12 protein-coding genes are annotated in these 10113 nt (G+C 56.9%); 1 reads left to right on the forward strand and 11 read right to left on the reverse strand.

What is annotated here, in order from left to right:
* The 9 genes from HQL65_16890 to rsmG form a co-directional block, all read right to left on the reverse strand.
* A partial coding sequence (locus HQL65_16890) for an Rpn family recombination-promoting nuclease/putative transposase (protein MBF0137910.1) occupies positions 1 to 826 on the reverse strand: 826 nt, incomplete at its 3' end.
* Positions 827 to 851: 25 nt separating this feature from the next.
* Positions 852 to 1133 carry a type II toxin-antitoxin system YafQ family toxin gene (locus HQL65_16895; GenBank protein MBF0137911.1) on the reverse strand — a complete coding sequence of 94 codons (282 nt, stop codon included), beginning with the start codon at positions 1131 to 1133 and terminating at the stop codon, positions 852 to 854.
* The gene (locus HQL65_16900; GenBank protein ID MBF0137912.1) at positions 1120 to 1383 is read right to left on the reverse strand and encodes a type II toxin-antitoxin system RelB/DinJ family antitoxin; all 264 of its coding nucleotides are present in this window, start codon (positions 1381 to 1383) and stop codon (positions 1120 to 1122) included. Before HQL65_16900 ends, HQL65_16895 begins: the two co-directional genes overlap by 14 nt.
* Before the next feature lie 64 nt (positions 1384 to 1447).
* Positions 1448 to 1756, reverse strand: coding sequence for a transcriptional regulator (locus tag HQL65_16905; protein ID MBF0137913.1), 309 nt, complete (start codon positions 1754 to 1756; stop codon positions 1448 to 1450).
* 5 nt (positions 1757 to 1761) lie between these two features.
* On the reverse strand, positions 1762 to 2088 hold the full coding sequence (locus HQL65_16910) for a type II toxin-antitoxin system RelE/ParE family toxin (protein MBF0137914.1): 327 nt from the start codon (positions 2086 to 2088) through the stop codon (positions 1762 to 1764).
* Positions 2089 to 2194: 106 nt separating this feature from the next.
* The gene (locus HQL65_16915; protein ID MBF0137915.1) at positions 2195 to 3610 is read right to left on the reverse strand and encodes a hypothetical protein; all 1416 of its coding nucleotides are present in this window, start codon (positions 3608 to 3610) and stop codon (positions 2195 to 2197) included.
* A gap of 204 nt (positions 3611 to 3814) precedes the next feature.
* A complete protein-coding gene (locus HQL65_16920) occupies positions 3815 to 4762 on the reverse strand; it encodes a ParB/RepB/Spo0J family partition protein (protein ID MBF0137916.1) in 948 nt (315 codons plus the stop codon).
* A gap of 157 nt (positions 4763 to 4919) precedes the next feature.
* Positions 4920 to 5693, reverse strand: coding sequence for a ParA family protein (locus tag HQL65_16925; protein MBF0137917.1), 774 nt, complete (start codon positions 5691 to 5693; stop codon positions 4920 to 4922).
* A 245-nt stretch (positions 5694 to 5938) separates the two neighbouring features.
* The gene (gene rsmG / locus HQL65_16930; protein ID MBF0137918.1) at positions 5939 to 6580 is read right to left on the reverse strand and encodes a 16S rRNA (guanine(527)-N(7))-methyltransferase RsmG; all 642 of its coding nucleotides are present in this window, start codon (positions 6578 to 6580) and stop codon (positions 5939 to 5941) included.
* Between the two features lie 138 nt (positions 6581 to 6718).
* Between rsmG and HQL65_16935 the strand changes: the two genes are divergently transcribed.
* Positions 6719 to 6970 (forward strand): type II toxin-antitoxin system ParD family antitoxin, encoded by a 252-nt coding sequence (locus HQL65_16935; GenBank protein ID MBF0137919.1) that lies wholly within the window; start codon positions 6719 to 6721, stop codon positions 6968 to 6970.
* Between the two features lie 56 nt (positions 6971 to 7026).
* Here HQL65_16935 and HQL65_16940 read toward each other — a convergent pair whose 3' ends face one another.
* Both HQL65_16940 and mnmG read right to left on the reverse strand, forming a co-directional pair.
* Positions 7027 to 7992 (reverse strand): hypothetical protein, encoded by a 966-nt coding sequence (locus tag HQL65_16940; protein ID MBF0137920.1) that lies wholly within the window; start codon positions 7990 to 7992, stop codon positions 7027 to 7029.
* A 39-nt stretch (positions 7993 to 8031) separates the two neighbouring features.
* On the reverse strand, positions 8032 to 9900 hold the full coding sequence (gene mnmG, locus HQL65_16945) for a tRNA uridine-5-carboxymethylaminomethyl(34) synthesis enzyme MnmG (protein ID MBF0137921.1): 1869 nt from the start codon (positions 9898 to 9900) through the stop codon (positions 8032 to 8034).
* Positions 9901 to 10113 lie beyond the last annotated feature (213 nt).

Genomic DNA, 10113 nt, shown 5'->3' on the forward strand with positions numbered 1-10113 from the left:
CTTCCTGGCGGCCTTCCTGGCGGCCTTTTTCGAGTCCTTTTTGCTCCCAATCTCTGGTCCATTCATCCACGGTTTCTGCGAGCATGGTATGTAACTCCTGCAAGTCGTTAATTTCTGGTAGGGAATGCGGGATAATCATTCTGTGTTTTGCCAATCTGGGCAACAAGATCTGTCCCAACCAATGGGCAAACGTCCGCCGCAATTCCTTCAGCTGCGGACCTTTCATCCATGAGTCCAATTCATGAACGACCTGTCGAACATCTTCCAAGGTGCGGCTTTTTTCCAGTCTGAACAGGGCCGCAACCACATTTTGCATTGTTTTCAGATCGCCTTCCAGGTAACGATGCTCGTCGATCAACAGGTAGCGCATGTGTGGACGGTAGATTTCCAGACCGGGCGGATAGAGACCGACCAGGTCGGCCATATCCAGGGGAGCCGTCCAACGATTTTTGCCATTGTACAACACGATCGGAACCACCGGGGGAAATTTTTGTCCGACCGCAATCTGTCTGGATTGCCATAAATCCTGATAGAGCAATTTCGTGTACAGGTCGGTGCGCAGGGCCATGATCGCATCCACTGTGGATTGTGGCTCCAGGATCAAATAGATGTAGAGCCACTGGTCCAGACCCTGCCATTTGACTTTCCACACCAGATCGCTGATCCGTTTGCGAAAATCGTCGCTTATGTAGACCGGATTGACTTTTTCAAGGGTCGAAAAATCAAGTTCCGTGACCCAGGTTTCCTGGATGAAGCCATCCAGGAGATCCTGGACCATGCGGGAATGCGAAAAAAATCTGGTATAGCCAAGATCATGGGTATTCATGACGGGTCAATGTCCCATCCAGCGATTACAAGCCAAGTTCACAGTGCGATCCAAGCCGTACCAGTTGCAATACCGATTCATCCGGCTTCCGATAAATCAATACCAAATCAGGTTTTATGTGACAATCACGGCAATCCTGCCATTCACCACTCAAGGGATGGTCACGATATTTTTCATCCAAAGGTTGATCGGTTGCCAGCGCCATCAAAACTCCGATAAAATCACTTTCCAGAACCCTTTGATATTGGCCTTTGCTCTCGCGTTTGTAGTCGCGCTTGAATTTTCCCGTGCGTTCAATCGTCCGCATGCAAATCCGCCAGCAACCCTTCTACAGTGGTAAACGCAGGCAAGCCACCCCGACGAGCTTCCTGCATGGCCTCAATGGTTTCCTCATTGGGAACCATGGGTGCAAAAGGCAACGACTTCTCGTGCGCGATGCGCGTCAGCAGCATGCGAAAGGCATCCGACACGGTAAGTCCCATGGTCGCCAAAACGACAGTCGCCTCTTTCTTGATGTGTTCGTCAATCCGGGTACGCACCACAACATTTGCAGACATGATTTGATCCTCCCTTCATGACCACCATCAACCCACTAAAACAGTGGTCAATAACAACAGAACATCAGCCAATTACCTTCAACTCCACCCCTTCGCGTTGCTGGAGCATCTGGAGGAGCAAGAGCAGGTTTTCCAGCCTTGGATTGCTTTGGGCGCTCAACATCCGCTGAATGCTTTTGGTACTTTTACCCAGGGCACCTGCCACATGATTAAAACCCATGGTTGCCTCGATGTAGTCGCGCAAGGATGCTTTTCCCGTCTCGATATCTCCGGCCAAAAGCAGGTTCACAGCGCCAATGAATACCTCTCTCCGAAAGGATTCATCCTGCCGTATCCGATTGATGACGGTTTCATGAAAATTTCTAGTCAGCATCGTGGTCACAGCTTTTTCCTTCTCTTGTATTTCACCCAGAGGGATTTTGCCTGCCTGATATCCGTTGATTGAGTCTTTTTTGTGCCACCACCCAGAAGGATCACCAGGTTTTGACCATCCCATCCATAGTAGACTCGCAGGCCAGGTCCATAATGGATACGAAGCTCATGGACACCATCCCCAATACTTTTGGAAATAGAATTATTTCCTTGTCCCAATCGATAGATGGCAATCGTCACATGGTTGGCCGCCTTGCCATCCAGTCTGGTGAACCATTTTTCAAATGGAGAGCGTCCGGCATCATCAAGATATTCCTGAATCTGGGCAGTCATGTGATTATGGTATATTCTTTCATTTCAATTCCACATCAAACAAAAAAAGGAGGGCATTTCTGCCCCCCTTTTTCTCAACTTTCAAACTTCTTGGCTTGCAGCGTGATCAGAAGGCCATTTTGACAGCCGCCTGCACGGTATGCATTGTATCGGCTGCGCTGGCGGCGGTTTTCCCGGGGCCATCGCCGGTTTTGACAGCGGTGCCGCCCAGGAGCAGGGTGGTACCTTTGTCGATTTCGGTGCTGAGCATCAGGCTGCCACCCCAGGCATCATCATAGACAGCCTGAGCGCCACCCGCCATGGGCTGATCTTTGACGACGGCGGCATAGTCAAGCATGGGGTTGATTTTCCAGCCTTGGGCATTCAGGATCAGGCCGGCACCGACGCCCCACATGTTTTGGCTCACGTTGGAGACACCCGTTGATGTCGCGAAGGTCCGCATCAACTTCACGCCACCGGGTCCACCTTGATCCCACGTTGCGGACCAGACTTGGTTTCTCGGGGTGATGTTGGTGAAATTCTTGCTGGAATAGAAGCCGTAGCCTTCCCAGCCACCGAAGCCGGTTTTGCCATCCAACCGCACGGCACCCAGACCACCGCCACCCTTCAACTGGCTGACTTGGGTCGCATTGCCGAGCAGCGGGCTGCCATCATCCAGACCTGCTTCCCAGATCAAGGTACCGGTTGCATTCACACCGGCGAAGTCGCCACCGGCTGTTGCGGCCAGCCAGAAATCTTCGGCTCTGTTGATATTGTTGGAGATGAAGCCACCTTTGCCGCCATTGAAGTAGGCACCGGTCACTTGATAGTTGATGTTGCTGGCTTTGCCGAGCAGAGACAGAACATACAGGTCTTCATCGTCTTCATCGGAGCCTACGGCGGTATTGTAGGAGGAGACACCCGGATTCAGGGTACCATTGAGGGCCGGGTTGCCACCGACACCCAGGTTACCTTCACGCACCCGCACATCGGCACCCACCACAGTGATATCGCCGAAGGACTTGGAGAGCATCACGGTTGCGAAGCCGGTGGTGTCATCGTTGACCAGGATGCGGTCGTTCAGGGAGATGGGCATGAAGCCGACTTTCAGGCCGACGGTCCAGGCTTCGGTTTCCAACCAGCCTTGCCGGATATCCCACAATCTTTCTGTCGTGCCGAACCGGGAGCGTTCGATACCACTGATCGTGGATCCTGCGGACCCGGCAGCGGGCATACCGGTTGTGTCTGGATCTGGAGCGGGGACAAAGCCGGAGTCGGCACCTTCCAGGGAATTATCAAAAGCCCGGAAGACCATGTGGGCATGGGTCTTGGGGCTGGCGATCATGTCGAACTTCATTTGCAGGCGATGTTGCCAATATTGCTGGTCATCGGTATTGGCGGCATCTTTGGTGACGGTTTTGTCCGTATTTTGCGCACGGAACATGTAGTACCCGCCCATTTTCACTTCGCCGGCGCTGGCGGGGTTTGGTGCGATAGCCAGGGCGGCCATGGCGGCGGCACCCAGTACAAGAGCCTTTTTCATGAAATCTCCCTCCTTACAGAAAAGTGATCCACCTATTGTGGTCTATATCTTTTCAGCGCGACCTGATCCTGTTTGTTTGTCTTTCCCTTCCCAGGGCCATCCAGGTCTTGCTGTTTTGCCACACCCGTGTTGCAGTTCAGCAACAGTGTGGGTACCCTTCTACACCAACTCCAAAAAGCCGTCAAGAAAAAAATCACACAATTTTCATCCCGGACTGTTTTTCTCTTCCCCGGGCACATCAGACTGCACCAGACGGTGAACCAAATCCTTGAGATCCTGGAGTGACGCAAATTCCAGGATAATCTTGCCTCGCCCACGGAGTTGGGTAATGGTGACCTTGGTACGCAACTCCGATGCCAATTTCTTTTCCAGGGAGGCGATTGCGGGATCGCGCCGTTTGCTGTTGTTTTTTTTCTTTTCTTCGACAATGGGTTGCGTTGGTTCGGACTCTTCCGGCAGTGTGGATTCGGGGATGAAATCCCGCACCCGTCGCTCGGTTTCCCGCACACTCAAGCCGGCCTCGGCCACGGCAGACGCCACGGATGTGACGGCGGCGGCGTCCTCCAGGCCAAGCAGGGCGCGGGCATGTCCCTCGCTGAGTTTGCCGGTGGCCACCATGTCCAGAATTTCTTCCGGAAGTTTCAGCAAGCGCAACGTGTTGCTGACTCCCATGCGACTGCGCCCCACCCGTTCGGCAATCCGGGCATGGCTGTAGCCGAACTCATCCACCAGGCGCTGGTAACCCCGTGCCGTATCAATCGGATTCAAATCCTCGCGTTGCACATTTTCCAGGATGGCCACCTCCAGGGAGCGTCCATCATCCAGGTCATGGACCAGGACCGGTACCCGCTCCAGACCAGCCAGCCGGGATGCCCGCAGGCGGCGTTCCCCGGCCACGAGTTCGAAGCGTTCCTCGGCGGGGTTGGTGCCGGGTTTGACCCGTACCAGCAGGGGTTGCAGCACGCCATTGGCCCGGATCGATTCGGCCAGATCTTCCAGGGCACCGGCATCCATCTGCCGGCGCGGCTGGCGGGGATTGGGTTCAATCCGATCCGGAGGCACCTCGCGCACCCGTCGCCGGCCCACCTCCGCCACCGATTCCCCTCCCAGCAACGCCCCCAGACCCCGTCCCAAACCCATCCCTTCCGCCATGCTTTTCGCGCCTCCCAACCGCCACCTGCCAGGATTATCCAGGCCAATCCCAGGCAGGCCCGGGTACCCGGCATTTGTCCATCACACCTGCAAATCGCCACTTTCCAGAGTTTCCCGGGCCAATCCCAGGCAGGCCCGGGCACCCGGCGTTCGTCCATCACACCCGCAAACCACCACTTTCCAGAATTTCCCAGGCCAATCCCAGGTAGGCCCGGGCACCCGGCGTCCGCACATCGTACCAGATTGCCGGCTTGCCGAATCCAGGTGCCTCCGCCAGCCGCCGATCCCGGGGAATCAGCGTCCCAAAAACCCGTTCGCCAAAGTGTTGCCGCACCTCCGCCGCCACCTGCCGACTCAAACCCAGCTCCGGATCGTACATGGTCAAAACAATCCCGGCCAGCACCAGATCCGGATTCAGGCGTTCCCGGACAATTTCCAGGGTCCGCATGAGCTGCGCCAACCCTTCCAGGGCATGGTATTCGCACTGCAACGGGACCAGCACCGCATCCGCCGCCACCAGGGCATTCAACGTCAACAAACCCAGGGATGGCGGGCAATCCAGCAGGATGCAATCATATTCCGCATGGATCTCCCGCAAGGCCTGCCGCAACCGGAACTCCCGGTGCGGTTCATTGACCAGTTCCACTTCGGCACCGCTCAAATCCGGGGTGGAAACCACCAGATCCAGATAAGGCGGGGCCACGCGCCGCACCACATCCTGCACCCTCCCCTGCCCGCTCAGCAAGGCGTAGGTCGTCCCGGAACTTCTTGATTTTGTTTCTCCAAGTGCCGTAGTGGCATTGCCCTGGGGATCGCAATCCACAAGCAGGACACGTTTTTCCGCCGCCCCCAACGCCGCCGCCAGATTGACCGCCGTGGCCGTCTTACCCACCCCACCTTTTTGATTGGTCACGGCCAAGATTCGTCCCATCGGACACACCCTTTTTTCGCCATCGCACGAACCTGTAGCAATTTATCCACACGCCTGTGTCAATCTGCTCTCTGGCACGGACCCAGCCATGCCTTCCGTCAAATTTTTAACGCTATCAATTTATTCTTTGTTGCAATCCAGCACACTTTTTTGCGCCGTTTTTATTTCCTGCCCCTTTTTTTTCCAGTATCAGAAGCTGTCCATACACCTGCCTGTGAATTCTTCGGATAAAACAAATCAGCCTCTCAAACTTTCACCCGTTGTACCCGAATCAAAACCCCCTCCTCCCCATTGGCCACAATTTGTGGCGGGGCATAGGCCCGACTGACCGGATCCCGCAAATAAACGGCCACATCCTCCGGATGGCGACGCCCCTTCAGCGTCGCATATTCGCCCCCCACCCGCAACAAAGGCAACGCCAGCCGCGCCCCCAGGGCCAGATTGCCCAGGGCACGGGAGATCACCACATCATAGGGCACTGCCGGCGTCAGACTTTCCGCCCGTGCGTTCAAAACCCGCACCCGGGCATTCAACCCCAAATGATCCACCATATGCTGCAAAAAGCGGGATTTTTTCTGTATGGACTCCACCAAGTCCATTGTTTGTCCCGGATCGCCGCAAATGGCCAGGATCAATCCGGGCAAGCCGGCCCCGGACCCCAGATCCGCCACCCGTTCCCGACCGGAGAGAACCGGGGCCAACCGCAGGGAGTCAAGCAGGTGCCGGGTCAGAAGATTTGCCATCCCGCCTGGCCCCACCAGATTGAAACGCGCGTTCCACTGTGTCAATTCCGCCACATAGGCCCGCAACGCCCGTTCCTGTTCGGGCGTGACCGCCTGGCCGAGCAAATCCCCGGCCTGGATCAAAAAAGAGGGCCATGCTTCCAATCGGGTGCCTTTCGCTGCCAGGTTTGCACAAAAAATCCTTCAAAAAAACCGTCGCGATTCTTGCATGATTTTGTTGGAATGTATATGGAATGCCTGTACAATCCGGGCCATTGTCAAGCCTTGTCACGGGAGATGACCATGTCCACCAACGTCAGCCTGACCCCGGAGTTGGAAATCTTTGCCCACTCCTGCGTGGAAAGCGGCCGTTTCAGCAACGTCGGCGAAGTGGTTTGCAGCGCCCTGCGACTGCTTCGGGACCAGGAGAAGAGGCGCGAGGATTTCACGGCCATGCTGTTGGCGGCCCAGGAAGAGGCGGACCGTGAGGGCGTCTTCACCATTGATCAGGTCCTGTCGGAGATGGATGAGATCATCGACAGTGCTTCCCAATGAAACCTGCCGTTTTTCCACCCCAGGCACGGCAAGATTTGAGCGACGGTTTCTTCCCGTTACGATTGAATCGTTCCGCTGATCGCTTCGTTGCCAAAAACGTCCTGTAACGAACGGGCGTTCATTGCCCGGTCTGTCCATACACGTAGCGCGTCAAGATCAGAGGTAAACACTTTCGACTCAACCCAGGCCGGCAGATTGGAAAAACGGTGATGGAGGATTTGGAGCAGGATGGCGGCCCCACCTTCCCGGCGGCCTTGTACCAAGAGATGTCCAAGTTTTGGCAGAGACACAAGTTCCTCCTCAGGTGTCATGTCCACCATCGATTCGAACCATTCCTTCCCAAGTTGGGTAACACCCTCGGGGGTGATGCCCTCCATTTCTGGAATATTCAATGCACCTTTCATCAGCAATCTCCATAGGCCGACCATGATCCGTTCAAATGCAACAGAGAGTCTGAACAAACCTGCACGTTTGACTGTCGCGAATGCTTTTGCCCGCTCCTCATGCCGACTGGCGAAACACTTCAAAGGAGCGTTTTGAGCCTCATCCGCCAGTTCGTTCAGCAGAATCAGACGGACGGCACCACCCCATAGCGGCTTGCTTTCATAAACGCCGCCCGGTCCGACGGGTTCAAAGGCAAACCGCTCAAGAAAGCCAGGCTGGGGGGTTGTGGAACTGATCATGACGCTCCGCAACCGCTGCCGCTCCAAACGGGCGGTTTCCAGGTACAAGGTGTCGTACACCGTGATCTGGGACAGAACACCTTCATGCAGGTTTTCGGTAACCTTGACTTCGAGCAGAATGTGGTCCGCATCGAGATCCCGCAATCCGTCAGCCAGGAGCAGACGCTGCGCCTCCGTCCAACCACCTTCCTGGCGCTGGATCAAAATCAGGTCTGCCTTGGGCGGGAGAGAGACGACCTGAACTTCCGAACACACCTCGATGCCGACAGGCTCCAACAGCATTTTCAAGGTTGCGCCGACCAGACAGTGCCAGCAGGTTTTTGTTGCAAGAGTGTCCAAAAGCTCCAACTCCCTTATCTGCCCAGATTGTCCGGGATTTTACCCTTCCAGTCCATCTAAATCCGCAGTAGAAGGCACACTCTTTCCTTTCAACCAAACCAGCAACGCCGAAATGGCCCCGGGAGTCACTCCAGGTACCCGATAGGCCTGTCCCAGCGTCTCCGGCCTGACCCGCCCCAATTTTTGCCTGATCTCCGTGGACAAGCCGGGAATGGTCTCCCAAGGCACATCCGGAGGCAGGCGAATGATCTCCGCCTGCCGAAACCGTTCCACCTCGACGGCCTGTTTTTCCAGATAACCCTGATAGTGCGCTTCCACCTCCAAGGCCGTGGCAACATCCGGTGCTACCTGAGTGATGCCGGCCAGGGCCAGAATCGTGTCGATCTCCGTATCCTGCCGCCGCAGCGCCTGCCACCCCGAAATCCGCTCCCCGCCATGCCCGGCATCCGGCAAGGATATCCGGCTTGCCATGAGTTGGGTGCGGACCTGTTCCAGACTCTCTTGTTTGGCCAAAAAGTGTGCCCAACGCGCATCATCCACCAATCCCCACTCCCGACCCAGGGGTGTCAGACGCCTATCGGCATTGTCGGCCCGCAACAAAAGGCGAAACTCGGCCCGCGAGGTGAACAGACGATACGGCTCATCCACCCCCCGAGTGATCAAATCATCGATCATCACCCCCAGATAGGAACCCGCCCGGTCAAACCGCACCCCCGCCAAATCCCGGGCAAACCGGGCCGCATTGAGGCCGGCCACCAGCCCCTGCCCGGCGGCCTCTTCATAGCCGGTGGTGCCATTGATCTGCCCGGCCAGGTACAACCCTTCCCACTCCTTGAGTCCCAACCCCCCGTCAAGCTGGCGGGGATCCACCATGTCATACTCGATGGCATACCCCGGTCGCAGAATCGCCACGGCCTCCAGACCCGGAATCGTGCGCAACAACGCCCACTGCACAGCCACCGGCAAACTGGTGGAAATGCCGTTGGGATAGATTTCGGCACAGACCAGACTTTCCGGCTCAAGAAAAATTTGATGACTCTCCCGTTCGGCAAAACGGACCACCTTGTCTTCGATGGAGGGGCAATACCGGGGACCCACGCTCGTGATCTGCCCGGAATAGAGGGGGGCACGATGCAGATTGTCCCGAATCACGGCGTGGGTCCGGGCATTGGTATGGGTGATGTGACAGGGAATCTGGATCTGGGTGATCGCCTGGGTCAAAAACGAAAACGGCACGGGTGGATCATCGCCGGGTTGTTCGGTCAGCTCTTGCCAGCGAATGGTGCGGCCATCCAGACGGGGCGGCGTCCCGGTCTTGAGACGCCCCATGGCCAGACCCATGTTGCGCAAACCAGCGGCCAGAGGCACACTGGCATGATCCCCGAGACGCCCGGCTGGAAAGGTCCGTTCGCCCATATGGACCAGACCCTGCAAAAAAGTCCCGGTGGTCAACACCACGGCCCCGGCCTGATAGCGATCCCCCCAATCGGTGACCACGCCGGCAATCCGGCGTCCCTGCCACACCAGGTCGATCACCTCGGCCTGGCGCAGGGCCAGGTTGGCACAACTCTCCAGGACCCGCCGCATTTCCCGGCGATACAGCACCTTGTCCATCTGTGCCCGTGGTCCGCGCACCGCCGGTCCCTTGCGGCGATTGAGCAGGCGAAACTGGATCCCGGCCCGGTCCGCCACCTGCCCCATGATACCGCCCAGCCCATCCACCTCCCGCACCAGATGCCCTTTCCCCAAACCGCCAATGGCCGGGTTGCAGGACATGTGGCCGATGGTTTCCAGATTCTGGGTCAGGAGCAGGGTCCGCGCCCCGCTGCGAGCCGCCGCATGCGCCGCCTCGCAGCCGGCATGACCGCCGCCGACAACAATCACCTCATAAGCTTCCCGCCATTCCATGGAGCAATTCCACCATCGTTACGGGTCTACAATCCGGGTTCGACAACACCGCACAGTGTCACCGATGCCACAATCTCCGGTTCCGGGTGCCACTGGATACAACTTTCCGTTCCACGTGAAACCTGCTGCGTGACTCGACGGGCAAAAAGCAGCAAGCCATCCGTCCGGTCCTGGAAAACAAGGCATCCGTCATGGCAGATTCCGGAAACAAAC

This window comes from Magnetococcales bacterium, from assembly GCA_015228935.1.
Taxonomy (GTDB): Bacteria; Pseudomonadota; Magnetococcia; order Magnetococcales; family DC0425bin3; genus HA3dbin3.

What these genes read in the sequence shown, in the direction of transcription:
- HQL65_16895 (MBF0137911.1), bottom strand. Translation starts at nt 1,133, where the DNA reads ATGCGGACGATTGAACGCACGGGAAAATTCAAGCGCGACTACAAACGC.
- HQL65_16900 (MBF0137912.1), bottom strand. Translation starts at nt 1,383, where the DNA reads ATGTCTGCAAATGTTGTGGTGCGTACCCGGATTGACGAACACATCAAG.
- HQL65_16905 (MBF0137913.1), bottom strand. Translation starts at nt 1,756, where the DNA reads ATGCTGACTAGAAATTTTCATGAAACCGTCATCAATCGGATACGGCAG.
- HQL65_16910 (MBF0137914.1), bottom strand. Translation starts at nt 2,088, where the DNA reads ATGACTGCCCAGATTCAGGAATATCTTGATGATGCCGGACGCTCTCCA.
- HQL65_16915 (MBF0137915.1), bottom strand. Translation starts at nt 3,610, where the DNA reads ATGAAAAAGGCTCTTGTACTGGGTGCCGCCGCCATGGCCGCCCTGGCT.
- HQL65_16920 (MBF0137916.1), bottom strand. Translation starts at nt 4,762, where the DNA reads ATGGCGGAAGGGATGGGTTTGGGACGGGGTCTGGGGGCGTTGCTGGGA.
- HQL65_16925 (MBF0137917.1), bottom strand. Translation starts at nt 5,693, where the DNA reads ATGGGACGAATCTTGGCCGTGACCAATCAAAAAGGTGGGGTGGGTAAG.
- HQL65_16935 (MBF0137919.1), top strand. Translation starts at nt 6,719, where the DNA reads ATGTCCACCAACGTCAGCCTGACCCCGGAGTTGGAAATCTTTGCCCAC.
- mnmG (MBF0137921.1), bottom strand. Translation starts at nt 9,900, where the DNA reads ATGGAATGGCGGGAAGCTTATGAGGTGATTGTTGTCGGCGGCGGTCAT.